The following is a 16,917-nucleotide window of genomic DNA, read 5'->3' as shown; positions in this document are numbered from 1 at the left end:
GCGCTCCTCAGGCTTGCAAACGGGTCCCGATGTCCCGCCTCCCGTGCGCTCTCGCGCACGCAAGCAGATCCTCATGGAGTTTCTCGAATGACCACTGGCAATGCACAGCAGGAATGGGCTTACGTCGCAGGCGTTCAGGCATTCATATACGGTTATCCACTCGTCGAGATCGTGCGCACGTGCGCGCTCATGACCGCCGTAGACGAGCCGCAGAACAACGGGCGCGCGCCGATCAATCAGTTCTCGCATTGCCCGCGGCCGTGGACACACGAGGACCGCGACGTGGTGACGCCTGCGAATGATCTGCTCTACTCGATGGCCTGGCTGAATCTTGCTGACGGCCCCGTCATGCTCTCGACGCCGGCGCCGACCGGGCGTTACTTCGTGATGGAATTCATCGACGCGTACAGCAATAATTTTCAAAACCTCGGCCCGCGCATGGGGGGTCCGTCGGCGGCGACCTTTGCAATCGTCGGGCCCAACTGGTCGGGCTCGCTGCCGCCCGGTTCGGTCGAAATCCGCTGCCCGACCAATCTCGTGTGGATGCTCGGACGTGTGCTGATCGACGGTGTCGAAGACATGGAGGAGGCCTGCGCTTTCCAGGCAGGCTTCACCCTGCGTGTAACGGCGCCGGGCCGCTTGCCGCGCGCGGTCGCGGGCTACCGGCCTTGGGCTGAGTCAGGCGAGACGTTCTTCGCGAACCTCGCGAGCGCGATGGCCGACGATCCGCCGCCTGCGGCGGACACGGGGCTCGTTGCCCAGTTTTCCCGCATCGGCATCGCACCGGATCGCGAGTTCGATGTCGATGCGCTCGGCGACGCGCAGGTGGCGGCCTTGCGAAGGGCGGTTGCGGCCGGTCTCGAGATCGTCGAAGGTCATACCCGTAGCCGTCGCGCGCGCTCATGGTCGATCAACTATGCGGGTGGCCGATTGGGCACGGATTATCTGGCGCGAGCCTGTACCGCTATGAAAGGCCTCGGCGCGCTCGCGAGCGAAGAGGCGCTCTATGCGCTGTGCGACTTCGACAGGAACGGCGAGCAACTCAACGGCGAGCATGGCTACGTCTTGCGCTTTCCTGCTGGCGAGCTGCCCCCAGTGGATGCCTTCTGGTCAGTATCCATTTACGGCAGTGATTTCTGTTTCGTGGACAACCCGATCCGGCGCTATGCGATCGGCGATCGCACGCGTGATCTGCGCTACGGCCCGGATGGTTCGCTCGAGATCCTGATCCAGCACGGGCAGCCGCAGCAGGGTCACTCGAACTGGTTGCCTGCACCCGCGGGCCGGTTCTATCTCATCCTGCGCATGTACCATCCGCGCGAGGCGATCCTGTCGAAGGACTATACGATTCCGCCGGTCGAGCGGGTCGGCGAGGATGTACAGCGATAATCTGAAGCGCAGCCTGTCCGCAGGCAGGCTGCGTTGTCGAGCGGCACCGTTACATCCGCCGTCACATCCGCCGTTACATCCGCCGTTACATCGTTACGCCGCTTCCTCATGCCCGGATGTCGTCGCAGGAAGGTCGTCGCGAACGCTATCAGCGCGTGCATGAAAGTGCTGCAAACGGCGCACTGAGCGTTCGGGATTGAGCAGCCAGATGCCCAGTAAGCCGCATGGAACCAGGATGCAGCCCAGTACAGCGAAACCATGCCTGAAACCTTCGGCGATACCCCGCGTGTCGCCGACGAAGTGACCCATCAGCGCCGGCGCGATCAGACCCGCCAGCGTGCCGAGCGAAGCATTGATGCCGAGCCACGCGGCGCGTTGCCTGGTCGGCGTGACTTCGCCGATTATTAACGGGGCGAAGAAGAAGATCAGCTGGCTCAGGACACTCGTCGCGCTCAGGCACAGCACTTTGATGCCCGAACCGATCGGCAGCGTGGTGCCGAATAGGGCGAGACCTGCCAGCGCGACCGGCACGCTCGTCATGACGCCGCGCGATAGACGCGAACTTACACCCTTGCCGGCGAGCCACTGGGAGAGGAAAGACACGGCGAGCGTGACGGGAATGCCTGCGCCGACGATCAGCGAGAACAGCCACCCGGCGTCGGCCGCAGGATAGCCGAGCGCGAGCCGCAGATAGGCCGGAAACCAGGTGAATCCGACTGACAGCACTGAATAGCCGACGAAGGTCAGCAGAATGCAACCCGCCAGCGTCGGATCGACGATAAGCCGCCGGTAGGGGACGTGTCGGGACGCGTGCTGAGTCGTATCGGGGGCGGCCGCCGGATCGGCCGTTTCGTCGACCGTGCCTTCGACACCGAGCAACAGCCACAGCACCGTCCATAGACAGCCGGCGATGCCGAGCACGAGGAACGCCCGATGCCAGTCGTAGTGAATGATCAGAAAGGTCAGGCACGGGCCGGCCAGCAGCATCCCGGTGTTGGCGCCTTGCAGCACGATTGCGCTGGGTATGCTGCGCTTGCTGTTATCGAACCATTTATAGGTCGCATGAATGGCGAGCGGGTAGGCCGGCCCCTCGCCCGCGCCGAGCAGAACCCGGCAGAGGATCAGCAAGGGAAACGAGACGGTGCCGACGAGCGGAAACTGCACCAGCGCCCACGCAAGAGCTAGCACCGCCAGCAGCCATTTCGCCTTGATGCGGTTGGCGGCGAAGCCGAACAGCACGCCGGCCGTCGAAAACAGCAGAAAAAAGCTGCTGCCGACGAGGCCCAGTTGCTGAGGCGTCAGCCCGAGATCATGCATCATCGGGACCGCCGCGAGACCGATGACGGCCTTGTCGGCGAAATTGATCAGCATGAACAGGAACATCATGGCGACTACGATCCATGCGCGCCATCGAGTGCTTATGTGGAACATGTCTTCTCCCTGAATCTCATTGCTGCGGGCGCGCGGCGCGAGAACCGCGGGCCCGGACGCTGACCGGTGATCGGCGCTCCGATTAAGGCGTAACCAGCCGGACTCAGAATCGTTCTTGCAACGCCAGACGAACACCGATCTGGTGGTTCGTGGCGGACGGACTGAAACCGCTGATCGATGCGACCGCGGGTTGTCCGAGCGAGTCGCGGCCGCTGGCTCGCTGCAGCACCGTCAGCAAATAGACGCTGGTTCGTTTCGACAGGTTATAGATCGTGCCGAGGTCCAGTTGCAGGTATCTGGCGCCGCCGTCGCCGTTGACCGAGTTGCGATCGGTGTAATGGATGGCACTCGCGAGCAGAAGCGCAGGCGTGACCTGCGATCTAACGCTGAATTCCAGACTCGTGAATACCGCTGTGCCCGTGTATTTCAGCGGATCGGGACCGGCTGCGGAGCCCAGGCCTTCGAAACGTGTATTCGTTATCACGAAGCCGAGCGTGACGGGGTCGAACGCATACTGCACGGCCGCGCCGGCGAGCTGAGTCGTGCTGGCCGATGCATAGCCGGCGTCGACAGGATAGGACTCAGGCGCGGTAGGCGAACCGAATGAGCCGATATTGTTCGAGGTGGCCGGCCCTTTATTGGGCGTCGTGCCGTACAAAGACAAATTCGGATCGCGGGCGTTGAGATAGCCGGCTGCCAGCGACATGGAGCCGACGCTGTAGCTTGCGCCGAGTGACCACAGCTGATTCTGTGTGACGCTTCCCGCCACGCCGCCGAGGCTGTACAGACCGGCTGCCGCGAAGCCGCGATAATCTGGAGTCCGGAATTTGATGGCGTTGTTGATCCGGCTCGTGTTCGACAGGCTATCGACATCGTCGGGTTGCGCGCCCATGTAGCCCGCCCATTGCCCCGTTGCGGTCAACGGCTGCACGAAATCCGTGTACGTGTCGTATTGCCGGCCCAGGGTCAGCTTGCCGAATCCACCCGAAATGCCGACATAGGCCTGTCGCCCGAACTCGGCGCCGCCTTGCGCGAGTGCCCCGTTATTCAACGTGAAGCCGTTTTCGAGCACGAAGAGCGCCTGCAGACCGCCGCCGAGGTCCTCGACACCTCGCAGTCCCCAGCGGCTTCCGGCCACGCCGGTCGCGCTGCCGTCCGTCAGCGCAAACTGGGATGCGCCGCGCGGGCCCGCTGCGGTTCGAGCGGTTTGCGCGTTGTTCACGTAGGTGAGTCCGAAGTCGATCAGGCCGTACAGGGTGACACTGCTTTGTGCATGCGCGCTGAAGACGAGAGTGCCCAGCACCCAGGCGAGTTGACGAGGTTTCATTGACGAGTCTCCATGGTTCGATTTTGTGTTTGTGCGGGTGAAAGGAAACTGGACGGCGCCGCGCGTCCCGCGCATGCCGTTGCCGAAAACGGCATGCGTGTTTTTTTGCCCGAGTCGGCCGTTCAATCCTGTGATTGCGCGTACGGCTTGAGTGCGCGTTGCGCAATCGCAGAACGATGAACTTCGGATGCGCCATCGAAGATACGAAACGGTCGGACTTCGCGATACAGCGCCGAGAGCCCGCTGTCGCTGGAAATGCCGAATGCGCCGGTCATCTGCACCGCGCGGTCCACTACCCGGCCGACGGCTTCGGACACGAAGACCTTCGCCATCGACGATTCCTGTTTGACTGAGAGGCCCGCATCCATCCGGGTCGCGACGTCGAAGGTCATCATGCGGGCGGCGTACAGATCGATGTGCGAGTCGGCAATCAGCGTCTGCACATTCTGGTGCTGGCCAAGTGGCTTGCCGAACGATTCGCGCCCGCTCACGTAGCGCTCCGCGATTTCGAGTGCCCGTCGAGCCATGCCGATAAACCGCATGCAATGAGTCAGGCGCGCGGGTTCGAGTCGTAACTGCGCATGCGCGAAGCCGTCGCCGACCTGGCCAAGCACGGCGTCATCGCGCACCATGCAGGATTCGAAACTCAATTCGCAGTGCGAGCTGATGAAGCCGTCGAGCGCATCGATGACGCGGACCATCCGGTATCCAGGCGTGTCGGTATCGACGATAAACATCGTAGGCCCCGAGTCGGTCTGCGCCATCACGATCGCGAAATCCGCCCTGAGCGCGCCGCTAATAAACCATTTGCGGCCATCGATGATCCATGTGCCGTTGCGCCGGACTGCGCGGGTCTGCAGCATCGCTGGGTCCGACCCCGCGCCCGGTGGCGGCTCGGTCATCGCGAAACATGACCGGGTCTGACCGGCTGCCAGCGGCTCCAGATAACGCATCCGTTGCGCGCTGGTGCAAAGGCGGTCGAGCATGAGGATGTTGGTTTCATCCGGTGGGCCGGCCTGCAATGCATGCGGCCCGAGTACGCTGCGCCCCGATTCCTCGAGGATCACTGCACGACCGCGGAACGACAGCCCGAGTCCGCCGAGTTCGCGTGGAATCCCGGGCCCGCGCACACCTGTCTCGCGCGCCTTCTGACGTAACACCTGGATGAGCCGATCTTGCGCAGCGAAATCATGCGCGAGCGAGACGTCTTCGCGCGGAATCACCTCGTCGTCGATGAACGCGCGAGTACGCAGACGGAGGGTTTCCAGCGTGGAATTGGGCGTGTTCATGAATGCGCCTCCGCATCGCGCGTCGCGCAAGCCCGACTGACCACGAGCGCATCGACGGCGCACGAAGGCTGCCCTTTGGGCCGCGCGATGAACGGATTGATATCGATCGACTCGATGCTGCCTGCGTTGGCCGCGGCGAAGCGGGACAACGTGGCCAGGGTTTTGGCGAGTGTGTCGACGTCGACCGGGGGTTGGCCACGCACGCCACTCATCACTGGCCATGCGCGAATCTCGCGAATCATCCGGTGCGCTTCCGCGACATCGAAGGGGGCCTGCCTGAACGTCACGTCCTTGAGGACTTCGACCAGAATGCCACCCAGGCCGAACATGACGACCGGGCCGAACACCGGATCGCGCGTCACGCCGAGAATGCATTCGACGCCGTCCTGGATCATCGGCGCGACGAGCACGCCTTCGATATGCGCGTTAGGCACGGCGCGCGCAGCGCTCTCCGTGATACGCACGAAGGCGGCCCGTACCACCTGCGAATCGGCAAGTCGCAGTGCGACCCCGCCCACATCCGACTTGTGCGCGATGTCGGCGGACAGCACCTTCAGCACCACCGGAAACCCAAGCGTCGCGGCTTCGCCGGCCGCCTCGTCAGCACTTCTCGCCACACGGCTCGAGACGACCGGGATGCCGGCGTCGGCCAGCAGGCGGAGTGCGTCGGCTTCGTCGAAACGCGGACGGTCGATGGCGACAGGTTCAGGTAGTTCGATCGGCGCAGCTTGCCGCTCGAAATGCCGGCTAAACGCGTGCAGCGCGGCGATCGCCCGCACGGCGGCAGCAGGTTCCTCAAAAGTCAGACAGCCGTGCGACTCGAGAAAATCGCGGTTCTGCTCGTCGAACAGGGATACGACGGCGACGGTCAGTGCCGGATGAGCGGCGCGCACGCGCGCCCACAATTCGGTGACGAGCGGTCGGTGTTGCGGTGAAATGCCGGTGACGGCCTGGAACGACACCATTGCACCGTATTGGCCGTGCTCCAGCATCGTGTCGATGGCGTCGCCTAGCAGCGCAGGCTCGTTGAGTACCTGGCCGGTGATATCGACCGGGTTGACCGCGGACGCGAACGGCACGCGCTTGAGAATCGCCTGTCGTCCTGCTTCCGCCAATGGGGGCACTGAGAGCCCGCGCCGGTCGGCTTCATCGACCATCAATACACCGGCGCCGCCGGAAATCGACACGATGCCGAGCGCATCGGACGCAGGTAACGGTGCGACCGAACACGCATAGCCGATGTCGAATAGTTCGTGGATGTCTTGCGCACGATACACGCCGTATTGGCGCAGCACGGCGTCGTAGATTTCGTCGCAGCCGGCAAGCGACGCGGTGTGCGATGCCGCGGCAGCGGCGCCCTGCGCGGTGCGGCCGACCTTGCACATCACGACGGGTTTGCGCTGGGCGCGCGCCAGTCCGAGCGCGGCGCACAGTTTCTCGCCGTCGCGCGCGCCTTCGAGGTAGCACAGGATCACCGATGTCGCGGGGTCGAGCGCCTGCCACGCGAGCGCATCGGCGAGTTCGATGTCCGCTTCATTGCCCGTCGATACGAAATGGCTGATACCGAGTCCGCGACGCTGCGCAAGCATCAACGCGAAGATCCCGAACGCGCCGCTTTGACTGATCAGCCCGATGTTGCCCCGCAGCGGCGCGGCGATTTTAAGCGCAGGGGTGAACGTCGCGTACACGTTTTGATGATTGTTGACGAAGCCGAGGCAGTTCGGTCCGAGTAGCCGGATCGCGCTTTCCTTGACAAGCGTGCGTAGATCGTTCTGCGCGCGTACACCGTCTGCGCCAGTTTCAGCAAAACCGGACGAAAACATCACGATCGAACGGACACCCGCGGCCGCCGCGTCCTCTACAGCACACATGACACCCGATGCAGGCACCGCACAGATGGCCATGTCGATCGGGGCGCCAATGTCGCGAAGGGTCGGGTAAGACTGCAGCCCCTGGATGCGCTCCTGCTTAGGGTTGACCGGATAAATCGCGCCGGGATACCGCTGGTTCAACAGATATTCGACCGGAAGGCCACCTATCTTGGCCGGGTTCGACGAGGCGCCGACGACGGCAATCGATTGGGGGTTGAACAGCGGGCCGAGCGCCGCCTGCTGGCTGGATGACAAAGGCATTGATACCACTCCGCGTAGAACTGTTGGGGTGGGTCGAGCCTAACAATCTGACAAGATGCCGATACTAGGGTTTCGCTATGTTAAACACGTATGGAAGCGGGATCGCGAACGTGCTTCAATTGGCACAAGCGCGTCGAGCTCTTTTTTCGTACCAGACGATGACTCCGAACCCACTCCGTAATCCCCAGTTCGCGACAACGCTCGCACATGGCCTCGCGTTGTTGAACTGCTTCAAGGTGAGCGACGCGATCCTCAGCAACAAAGACTTCGCTGAGCGCACTGGCCTGTCGAAAGCGACTGTGTCGCGGCTGACGTATACGCTCGCCATGCTCGGCTTTCTGCGCTATGACAACAACGTACGCAAGTATCGGCTGGGCTCGGCGGCGGTGTCGGTCGGCTACCCTTTTCTGCAAGGCCTGCGTATCCGCGAACTGGCGCGACCGCTGATGCGGGAGCTTGCTGACGTGGCGCGCGGTTCGGTGTCGCTCGGTATTCGTGACCGCACGCAGATGGTGTATGTCGAGACGGCGCGCGGTCATGAATCGCCGGCGTTTCGTCCGGATACCGGTGCTTCGTTGCCCATTCTCGCTTCCGCGATGGGCCGGGCCTGGCTGGGCCGCGCCGAACCCGCGCAACGTGCTGCCGTGATCGAGCAGGTTCAAACCCGGGATCCGGCGCAGTGGGACGCCTATCACGCCGGTCTGGAGGGCGCTCTGCGCACGTTTGCTGAGTGTGACGTTGCCCTTGGCGAAGGCGATATCGAGCGTGAAATCCATGCGGTCGCCGTACCGATGCGCGAACCGATCAATTCGGAAACTTTCGTTTTCAATTGTGGCGTGCCGCGCTTGCAACTGACCGACAGGACACTCGTCGACGTGATCGCTCCGCGCCTCGTGGCGATGGTGGACACACTCGAACGGCAGATTGCGTCGCAGAATGTGGCCGCCGACGAAACACGAACCTCGCCCAGTCCGCTTCCTGAGCAGGCAACCATGGACTCATTTCCCGACGACGACGACCGTCAATTCGCTTTCACGCTCGCCCGCGGTCTGGAAATCCTGCGCTGTTTTCGGCCCGGCGAAGCAGCGCTTGGCAATAAGGATTTTGTCGCGCGTACGGGTTTGTCGAAGGCCACGGTGTCCCGGCTTGCCTACACGTTGACCGAACTCGGCTACCTGCGCCATGACGAAGTGGCGCGCAACTATCGGCTCGGTGGCGGTGTGCTGTCGATGGGCTATCCGCTGCTGGCCGGTATGCGCATTCGACAGATCGCGCGGCCGTTCATGCGCGAGCTTGCGCTTCAGGTGCGCGGGTCCGTATCGCTTGGCATGCGCGACCAGTCGAATATGGTCTACATCGAATGTTGCCCGGGAGATAAGCGAATTCTTGCGCGGCCCGACGTCGGTGCGGTGCGTCCGATTCTGCGGATGGCGATGGGACGTGCGTGGCTCGCGGCTGTGACGCCGCAAGAACGTGAAGTGGCGCTGAACCGGCTACGCATCGGCGTGCCCGACCAGTGGCAACAGTATGGGGCGCAGGTGCAGCAGGCGCTTCACGACTTCCATGAAACCGGCGTTTGCTTCTCCTATGGCGATATGCAGAAGAACGCCTACGGCGTCGCTGCGCCGTTGTGTGCGCAGGTCGACGCGGAGACGCTGGTATTCAATTGCGCAGTGCCGGCACAATCTTCGCAGGGACGTCGTTTGATCGACGATATCGCGCCGCAGCTCGTGACGATGGTCTCAAACGTCGAGATTGCGGCCGGCTTGCGGTGAGCCGCGCGACGGCGTCTGTTTATGTGGCTCGGGGCCGTAGCCGGATTGAGTCGTGTGCCTCGAACACCCACCACAGCTCGGCCCCCCTGCGTCACAATAGATGTCGGGTCTAATATTTTCGAGGCCACATCCGCGTTCACTTTGGTTACGGCCCGATGACTCGCGCGGCCCCCAAGGGGCCGCCTGTCGATAAGCTTCAGAGTCTTGGTTTCCCGCCACCCTGCTATTCAAGCTACGGGGCGTCTGACTTTTACCCCGGCAGGACTGGCTCCTGCTGAACACGCCAGCCTTGGCTGGACGCACACTGTGTCACATAATTAGTTGTGGGCTCTATTGCCGTTCAGGAAGAGAGCCACCGTTGCATGAGCATTAGTCCGAGCAGGGTGCGCAACGTAGTAATGGAATCAGGAACGTGGCGTTGAGCGCGCTGGACTGCCACGAGGGATGTAATCCGTGGGAAACGCAGGCAGCGTGCGTTCAAGGAAGTTTTTTTTATCGCGTCCGTCTGATTGCATCCTGAGCCGCTGAGCCATCAGAAACCCGTATGCAGCGATACTCAGTGTGGCGTGGTGGTGAAAGCCGCGCCAGCCTCGCCCTTCGTAGTGACCGAGCCCGAACTCCTGTTTCAGGTCCTGATAGTCGCGCTCGATACGCCAGCGCATCTTGGTCACGAACACAAGCTGCTCCAGTGTCGCCTCCTCGGGGGCGGTAGTGAGAAAGTATTTGAGCGGCTCGGTATCGCCATCAGGCCATTCAATGAGCAGCCATTCTTCGTCGCGAACGGTACTTCTCCAATAGTCGCGATGTGCGGGACGAACCCGTGCGGCGGCAAAGCGTGAGGAAAGTGCTGCGTTGCTGCCTTCCCTCCAGGTTACGGTTTGCCAGGCGTTCACGGGTAATTGCATGGCCAGTTCTTTCACCGCGAGCGGTTCATGGCCGGGTGCACGGCGCAACAATGTCGATGGCTTGCCGCGCCCGCTCCAAGGCTTGGGCGGAAGCGGCGCCGTACCGGGCGCCCACACAGACGTGCCCGGCCGGATCCCTACCGCGTACAACAAGCCCAGTTCAGTTACACCATCCCGGAAAGCGGTTTCGTCGCCGTATCCCGCGTCGGCCAGCACGATGCCCGGCACAACGCCGGATGCTACAGCCTCGCGAAGCTGGGTCAGCGCAATCTGTGGTTTGGTCTCGAAAGCCAGATCGTCGGGAATGCCAGCGCGACGGGCACGTTCCCGGTCGTCAATCCACTCTTTGGGCACATACAACTGCCAGGCAATCGGCAGGCTGCCGCGTTGCGTCGCGATCGACAGGCTCACGGCGACCTGGCAGTTGTCCTGCTTTCCGAGCTGCCCACAGTACTGACGTGCCACCCCGACCGAATGACGTCCCTTCTTTGGAAAACCTGTGTCGTCAATAATCCAGTAGTATCCCGTTTCTTCCGCCGCTTGCGCGTCTAACCCGGGCATCACCCAGTCGCGTACCCGCTGCAAGACCGCACGGTCAGACCAGTCTGCCTTGGCCACAAAGTGGTGGAGTGACTGGTGCTTCGCACTCGCGTGAAGTGGGTCAATGTGCGCGGCCATTGGCTCGACGCTCTTGCGTGACAGCGGCAACACCAGGCCCGAACAGTAACCCTTGAGGCCGGCATGGCGATCGGCGTGCCCTAACGCCTGCCCCAGGTGATCTAGATATGCATCAAATTCGTCGACATCTTCTCTCATCGCAATTGCCCGGAGTCTGTATTATTCAATACTACCAGGTATCGCTTTGCTGTAAATGGATTTTGTGACACAGTAAGACTTCTATGGGGGATCGGTAGTCAACTCCTTTTTCGATGTGCTTTCCGTAGGTCATTTGCCTCCGTTTGACAGAGGCAGGTTATCCACCGCTGGTCAGCGTCGCGGTCATAACACTCGAACCGCTGACCAGCGGTGGATAACCTGCTGTTTGCTGAAGGTATAGAATTCAGTATGGAATCCTCTACATCAGGCGAGTCACTAAAACGTTCGAGGCCGGAGTGTCTGATATCCGGGCGGTTGCCCCGGGCCAACTTCTATCCGTGCCGGCGCGAGGCCGGTCACCACATACCGCATGCGCAAAGCGCTGGAACCACTCCGTTAGCGACGTACCCCATCTAGAACTACGGTCACCCGTCAGGGCAACCCGCTTACTGTCCGGGCACGCGAACCTTTTTCAATCCTGCCTGACTGTCGTTGCTCAGGTTACAGCGCCGGTGTTGCCGCCGGTTTGAGCCTTGCTCCTGCCGGAATCTCGCCATGTTCCAGATAACGCCATAGTGCGATCGCGAGACGGCGCGCAAGCGCGACAATGCCGATGCGTCGCGAGCGCTTGCCATTGCTGCCAAAGCGCTGGTTGAACCATTTACTCATCTCGCTGACCGGCTGGAAGCGTAGCCAGCTCCAGGCAAGTTCCACCATCAACCACCGCACCCGCTTGTTGCCCGCCTTGCTGATACCCTGCTCGACTTCACTGGTGCCGCTTGCATAGGGCGTAGGCGCCAGACCCAGACAGCCGGCGAGCTCGCGGCGATTGCGAAACTGCCGCCATCCGAACAGCTCCTTGACCAGAGTCCATGCACTGCCCGTGGCGATGCCCGCCAGTCGTGCCAGCACTGCAATGGCCGGTTGGTCGCCGTCGCGCACCTGATGAGCCTGCATTGTCTCAAGCGCTCTGATCTGCCTGGTGACAAGAGAGAGCCGCTCGAGCTCACGTTCAATTTCGGCACGCAAACCGGGCTGTAGCTGCGCGGCGTGCGCGGCCCACCAGTCCACCCACGTGCGCCCACCGATGTGTTCCGTGCGCAAATTATGCAGCACCATCAGAGAGCGGATCCGGTTGCTGTGAGCGGTGCGCTCCTGCCGCAGTCTTCCGAGCTCCCGGTGTACGCGCCGCTCATCTTCCTGCTCGGGGCTTGGGATGCGCGCGATTGCCCACAGCCGCCTTTCGCCTGCGTCGTAGCGCATGAGCATCCACAGCAATCTGTCAGCGTCGAGCCGGTCGGTCTTGGCACGCCGTGCCCGCCGGCTAACCTCGATACTCGCAGGGTCCACCACCAGGTTGGCAATGCCTTGCGCGCTCGCCCAGCGGTGCAACCAGAACCCATCACGCCCCGCCTCATAACAACTGCGCACCGGCGCATCGTTGGACAGATGGCAGCGCGCCTTTGCTTTCGCAATTGCCTTCAGGACCGCCTCAGTATCGCCTGCGCTCACAGTACACTGGGTCGGGGCGCGAACTCCGTCTCCCAGCGCAAGCTTCCAGCTTCTGTCGCCTAACTCGAAGGCGACATACAGCGAGCCGACCACCTTTGAATCCTGCCCACCACGGGCCATGTCCGGTGCGTTCATTTGCGTGCTCCTACGAAGAAAACGGATGACGATTCCGTTTTACTCCTCCAGCTTTGCCTTTGCTGCCCTCATAGTATCTAGGCAACCTCAGACGGGTCAGCGGGTGCTGACGCAGCCGCGTCAGCAGGTTGTGCACGAGCCCAATCCATGACGATATCAACGAATAGAATGGTGGCCAATGAAACGACGCGCATACCGTTCATATTGTTGTCCTCGTCTTATGTTGTTTTCTTCGCAACAGCAGTGAGCTGCCGATCTGCGCGATGAACTCCGTGATCGACCGTCTCACGAAGTTAGCTGCAGCATGGGTAGAAAGAGGGCGATGCGCAACGAACTTTTTGTTGTGGCTATAGATTCTCGTTACCGTGTTCGGAGTCTCGCCTAGGTAGGGGCGATGCGATTGTCGCGCGAATGGTGTCTGCTAACGGATGAATTGAGCATTTGCACGAACTCGTTGGCCGCGGCCGTCAACAGGTCCTCGTCCTGATAGACCAACAGGACGCTCAATTCGGGCATCGGTATATCCAGTTCGAGCCGCGTCATACGTCCCGCGTGAAAGTGCGGCTCGATAAACTCGAAGCCCGTTTCCGCCCAATGCGTCACAGCATTGAGGCGCGATGCAAGCTCAAGATAGAGCGCCATGGACGAGCAACGCATGACTCGGGTCGGGGGCGGCAGATTGAACCGCGCGAAAAGGCTTGAAATGTATCCATTGGGTTCTTCAGTTAAGTCCAGCACCAACCATTCAGCTTCGCAAAGGGAGTGCGGTAGGATCTTCGGATCCGGACGTCTGCCGCCGACTGCGAGCAGCGTTTTCAGGCCGTAAAGCCTTGAACACTTGAAGCCGCAAGACTCAGCCTCGCCGTATTGCGTCACGATGCCGAGATCAAGCACCCCGTCGCGGAGGCCTTCTAGTATCTGCGCCGGACGTAGCTCAAGCAGGTTTAAGTCGACCGATGGCCTTTGATGCCGAAACAGACTGATCGCGTCCGCTAGTGCTGGGCCTGCCGCCGGCGGCGTTAGTCCGATCGATAGCCGGCCGCCTAGCTCACCACGTAGCGAATCGAGTTCCTCCCGCATCTTGTCGATCTCTTTCTGGATCGCTCTGGATCGCTTCGCAATCATCGTTCCGTACGGGGTGAGTGTGGCGCCTTTTGCCGAGCGCACGAGTAGTGGTACACCAACCTCCCGCTCCAGTTCGCGTATCGACTTGCTGAGCGCCGGCTGTGTCAGGTGCATCAGGCGAGCGGCTTCCTGAATACTGCCTGCCTTCGCAACGGCGACCAATGCTTTCAGTTGGTTCAGCTTCATGGGTGTGCATGCCCGATCGGGCCCCTAATAACGTGAACGAATTCTAAACCCGACAAACAATTCGCTTGCGCATTGCGTTATGGCTGCAAGTGGTCCGGCTTACACCGAAGAAATTTGTCGTCAACCGTACCAAATGTAGACAGGAAATAGTTAGCCATGCGCACTGCCTCAATCGACGCGGCGTGCAGTCCACCATTGACGAGAAAAGCGTTTCTTGGCTTCGCAGGTGATATTTGCAAACTCTGGGTCGTTATGTTTTCTCCGGTTCGTACCAGTTTAACAATCCTAAGGAAGATGGCGACTCTATCGCCAGCGTCTATTCGCTGGGGGCGCACGCCACGTTCTGCCGCGATCTGTTACGGGCGTGCGTGCGCGCGTCCGTGGTGTACCGGCGCCCCACTCAGGATGGCAACCATGCTGTTGGTGCGCCGCTCGGCGAAGACTATTTTTTGTCGAAGCGTACTGCCCTTTATGTACGCGGCAGTTTGATCAAGAACGGACCGCACTCGGCGATGACGATAGATTATGCGGCCGGCTCGCCTGTCCCGAAGGCCTGCGCAACGGTGACGGATCTTGCGGTGAGCATTTGCCACAACTTCTAAAGCACGAGCAGCATCCCGTGTGGCAAAGCAGAGCACTGGATCAATTGTCAAATTCTCTAAATACCTAGGTTTGCAAATTAAAGTATGAATCGGTTGAATGATGCCGATGACAGCATTCCGGTGCATCAGCACTCGACAACGTTCAACGCCAGCCCGCCACGCGAGGTCTCCTTGTATTTGGACTTCATATCGAGGCCGGTCTGCCACATTGTGCGGATGACAGAGTCGAGTGACACCTGGTGATCGCCAGCGCCCTGAAGGGCCATGCGGGCTGCATGGATGGCCTTCACCGCGCCCACCGCATTCCTCTCGATGCAGGGAATCTGCACTCGCCCGCCGACGGGGTCGCAGGTGAGTCCGAGATGATGCTCCATGGCAATCTCAGCGGCGTGCTCGACCTGCGAAGGCGTGCCGCCCTGTACGGCCGCAAGCCCAGCCGCCGCCATTGAACAGGCCACGCCAACTTCTCCCTGACACCCGACCTCCGCGCCCGAAATTGAGGCGTTCCGTTTGTACAGGGAGCCGATTGCTGCTGCGGTCAGAAGGAAATCACAAACGACTGCCGGCTCGGCAGGTCCATGAAAACGATCAAAGTAATGCAACACCGCAGGGATGATTCCAGCCGCGCCGTTGGTTGGCGCGGTGACTACCCGTCCACCCGCCGCGTTCTCTTCGTTCACCGCTATCGCAAACAGTGAGACCCAATCCAGAGCAACCAGCGGATCCGCCGCAGCCTCCGCTTCAAGAGCGTGTAGCGTTCGGTAAAAACCCGGTGCCCGTCGGGAGACACCGAGCGGACCGAGGAGCCTCTTCGCGGCCTCGTCGTTGTCCACGCCACAGCCGCGCTTCACACAGGCCTGCATCGCGTGCCAAAGGTGGAGGATGCCGGCCGTTATCTGATCATCGTCGCGTTGCACGGCCTCGTTCGCGCGCATCAACTGGGCGATGGACAGCCCACTTTCGACACATTGGGCAAGCAGTGTGGTGCCCGAGTCGAACGGAAACGGAACCGCATGCGCTTGCTGATTGCGTTCATGCGTGTTTTCTACCGCGAATCCGCTGCCAGTCGAAAAGTAGGTTGCGCCGAGAACCAGTTCGCCTGCTTCATCATGGGCGTTGAAGCGAATCGCGTTCGGGTGCTCAGGCAGAGCGCGGCGATTGAAGCGGATATGTTCGTGCGGCCGCAAGACAAGCTCGTGCCGGGCCATGAGCATCAGTCTGCCGCTCGCACGAACGGCTGCGATTCGGGCGCCTATCGTCGATGGATCGATCGTGTCCGGCTCCTCACCCATGAGTCCGAGCAGCGCGCCGACATCGCTGCCGTGCCCGCGGCCGGTTGCGCCCAGCGAACCGAACAGATCGACCTGAACGGTGTGCGCGCGCGGTAAGCCATCATATCGTTCGAGACTTTCCGCGAACATCCTTCCCGCCCGCATCGGTCCCACCGTGTGCGAGCTCGACGGACCAATGCCAATCCTGAACAGATCGAATACACCGACCATTGGCGGCTCCGTCGCACGGCTCATTTGAGGTACGTCTCTGCGAGACGAACCCAGATGCTCGCGCCGACTGGAATCGCATCATCGTTGAAGTCGTATCCAGGGTTGTGTATGTGACAGCCGTGCCACTCACCCTCGCCGTTGCCAATTGCGATATAGCAGCCTGGCAGCGCCTCAAGCATCCACGCAAAGTCTTCGCTGCCGTTGCCGCCGCGAGGCAGCGCTGTCAGCACATTCTCGGCGCCCAGCAAATCAATCAGAACCTGCTGGAAGAAGTGCGTTTCGTTCGCATGATTGACCAGCACCGGGACCAGCCGCTGATAGTTGATGGTCGCTTCGACACCGAACACAGCCGCCTGGGCGGTGACGATTTCCCGGATCCGTCGCTCGATAAGATCTCGGGTGTCCGGACTCTTCGCACGAACATTCAGCGTGATTTCCGCGACATCGGGAATAACGTTGCTCGTCGTGCCTGCCTTCAGGATCCCCGTGCTGACCACGCACGATTCGCCGGGCTCGACGTTGCGCGACGCGATCGTCTGAACGGCCATCACGATTGCCGCGGCAGCGATGACCGGGTCTTTGGTGAACTGGGGCATGGCGCCATGTCCACCAACCCCTTTTAGCGTGATGTCGACACGGTCGGACGACGACATCACCGGACCCGGTACCGCAAGTACCTTGCCGAGCGGCAGGCCGGGCATATTGTGCATGGCGTAGACCGCGTCGCAAGGAAAGCGTTCGAACAGGCCATCTTCCATCATGGCCCGTGCGCCGCAGAGGTTTTCCTCGTC

General features: G+C 61.4%; 12 protein-coding genes. 3 read left to right on the top strand and 9 right to left on the bottom strand.

The features are described 5' to 3' along the window. Positions 1-87: 87 nt before the first annotated feature. Positions 88-1,389, top strand: coding sequence for a DUF1254 domain-containing protein (locus tag HHL24_RS40165; RefSeq protein WP_169490834.1), 1,302 nt, complete (start codon positions 88-90; stop codon positions 1,387-1,389). A gap of 93 nt (positions 1,390-1,482) precedes the next feature. Here HHL24_RS40165 and HHL24_RS40160 read toward each other — a convergent pair whose 3' ends face one another. From HHL24_RS40160 to HHL24_RS40145, 4 genes are all read right to left on the bottom strand, one after another. After that, a complete protein-coding gene (locus tag HHL24_RS40160; protein WP_169490833.1) occupies positions 1,483-2,820 on the bottom strand; it encodes an MFS transporter in 1,338 nt (445 codons plus the stop codon). Positions 2,821-2,923: 103 nt separating this feature from the next. Further along, complete coding sequence (locus HHL24_RS40155) at positions 2,924-4,147, bottom strand: porin (RefSeq protein ID WP_169490832.1); 1,224 nt, start codon at positions 4,145-4,147, stop codon at positions 2,924-2,926. A 122-nt stretch (positions 4,148-4,269) separates the two neighbouring features. Beyond that, positions 4,270-5,436, bottom strand: a complete 1,167-nt coding sequence (locus tag HHL24_RS40150) for an acyl-CoA dehydrogenase family protein (RefSeq protein ID WP_169490831.1) — start codon at positions 5,434-5,436, stop codon at positions 4,270-4,272. Continuing rightward, positions 5,433-7,568, bottom strand: a complete 2,136-nt coding sequence (locus HHL24_RS40145) for an acetate--CoA ligase family protein (protein ID WP_169490830.1) — start codon at positions 7,566-7,568, stop codon at positions 5,433-5,435. The genes HHL24_RS40150 and HHL24_RS40145 overlap by 4 nt, the downstream gene beginning before the upstream one ends. A 158-nt stretch (positions 7,569-7,726) precedes the next feature. Here HHL24_RS40145 and HHL24_RS44920 point away from each other — a divergent pair, with 158 nt between their 5' ends. After that, positions 7,727-9,343, top strand: coding sequence for an IclR family transcriptional regulator (locus HHL24_RS44920; RefSeq protein ID WP_169490829.1), 1,617 nt, complete (start codon positions 7,727-7,729; stop codon positions 9,341-9,343). 404 nt (positions 9,344-9,747) lie between these two features. Here HHL24_RS44920 and HHL24_RS40135 read toward each other — a convergent pair whose 3' ends face one another. The 3 genes from HHL24_RS40135 to HHL24_RS40125 all read right to left on the bottom strand — a co-directional run bounded on the left by HHL24_RS40135 (position 9,748) and on the right by HHL24_RS40125 (position 14,022). Beyond that, complete coding sequence (locus tag HHL24_RS40135) at positions 9,748-11,064, bottom strand: IS701 family transposase (protein WP_169490828.1); 1,317 nt, start codon at positions 11,062-11,064, stop codon at positions 9,748-9,750. Positions 11,065-11,565: 501 nt separating this feature from the next. Further along, positions 11,566-12,711: an IS110 family RNA-guided transposase gene (locus HHL24_RS40130; RefSeq protein ID WP_169490827.1), complete on the bottom strand. Its 1,146-nt coding sequence runs from the start codon at positions 12,709-12,711 to the stop codon at positions 11,566-11,568. Positions 12,712-13,092: 381 nt separating this feature from the next. Further along, on the bottom strand, positions 13,093-14,022 hold the full coding sequence (locus HHL24_RS40125; RefSeq protein WP_169490826.1) for a LysR family transcriptional regulator: 930 nt from the start codon (positions 14,020-14,022) through the stop codon (positions 13,093-13,095). A gap of 233 nt (positions 14,023-14,255) precedes the next feature. Here HHL24_RS40125 and HHL24_RS40120 point away from each other — a divergent pair, with 233 nt between their 5' ends. Beyond that, a complete protein-coding gene (locus HHL24_RS40120; protein WP_169490825.1) occupies positions 14,256-14,624 on the top strand; it encodes a porin family protein in 369 nt (122 codons plus the stop codon). Between the two features lie 125 nt (positions 14,625-14,749). Here HHL24_RS40120 and HHL24_RS40115 read toward each other — a convergent pair whose 3' ends face one another. Continuing rightward, on the bottom strand, positions 14,750-16,126 hold the full coding sequence (locus tag HHL24_RS40115; protein WP_169490824.1) for an L-serine ammonia-lyase: 1,377 nt from the start codon (positions 16,124-16,126) through the stop codon (positions 14,750-14,752). Between the two features lie 20 nt (positions 16,127-16,146). Then, positions 16,147-16,917: amidohydrolase (locus HHL24_RS40110; RefSeq protein ID WP_169490823.1), on the bottom strand; the 771-nt coding region annotated here is incomplete at its 5' end.

The organism is Paraburkholderia polaris (genome assembly GCF_012927345.1).
GTDB classification, from domain to species: Bacteria; Pseudomonadota; Gammaproteobacteria; order Burkholderiales; family Burkholderiaceae; genus Paraburkholderia; species Paraburkholderia polaris.
Note: the sequence above shows the minus strand (reverse complement) of the source record. Positions and strands in the feature narration are given on the sequence as shown.

Coding starts and splice junctions, on each gene's coding strand:
- HHL24_RS44920 (WP_169490829.1), top strand. CDS start 7,727: ATGACTCCGAACCCACTCCGTAATCCCCAGTTCGCGACAACGCTCGCA.
- HHL24_RS40125 (WP_169490826.1), bottom strand. CDS start 14,022: ATGAAGCTGAACCAACTGAAAGCATTGGTCGCCGTTGCGAAGGCAGGC.
- HHL24_RS40160 (WP_169490833.1), bottom strand. CDS start 2,820: ATGTTCCACATAAGCACTCGATGGCGCGCATGGATCGTAGTCGCCATG.
- HHL24_RS40165 (WP_169490834.1), top strand. CDS start 88: ATGACCACTGGCAATGCACAGCAGGAATGGGCTTACGTCGCAGGCGTT.
- HHL24_RS40115 (WP_169490824.1), bottom strand. CDS start 16,126: ATGGTCGGTGTATTCGATCTGTTCAGGATTGGCATTGGTCCGTCGAGC.
- HHL24_RS40155 (WP_169490832.1), bottom strand. CDS start 4,147: ATGAAACCTCGTCAACTCGCCTGGGTGCTGGGCACTCTCGTCTTCAGC.
- HHL24_RS40135 (WP_169490828.1), bottom strand. CDS start 11,064: ATGAGAGAAGATGTCGACGAATTTGATGCATATCTAGATCACCTGGGG.
- HHL24_RS40145 (WP_169490830.1), bottom strand. CDS start 7,568: ATGCCTTTGTCATCCAGCCAGCAGGCGGCGCTCGGCCCGCTGTTCAAC.
- HHL24_RS40150 (WP_169490831.1), bottom strand. CDS start 5,436: ATGAACACGCCCAATTCCACGCTGGAAACCCTCCGTCTGCGTACTCGC.
- HHL24_RS40130 (WP_169490827.1), bottom strand. CDS start 12,711: ATGAACGCACCGGACATGGCCCGTGGTGGGCAGGATTCAAAGGTGGTC.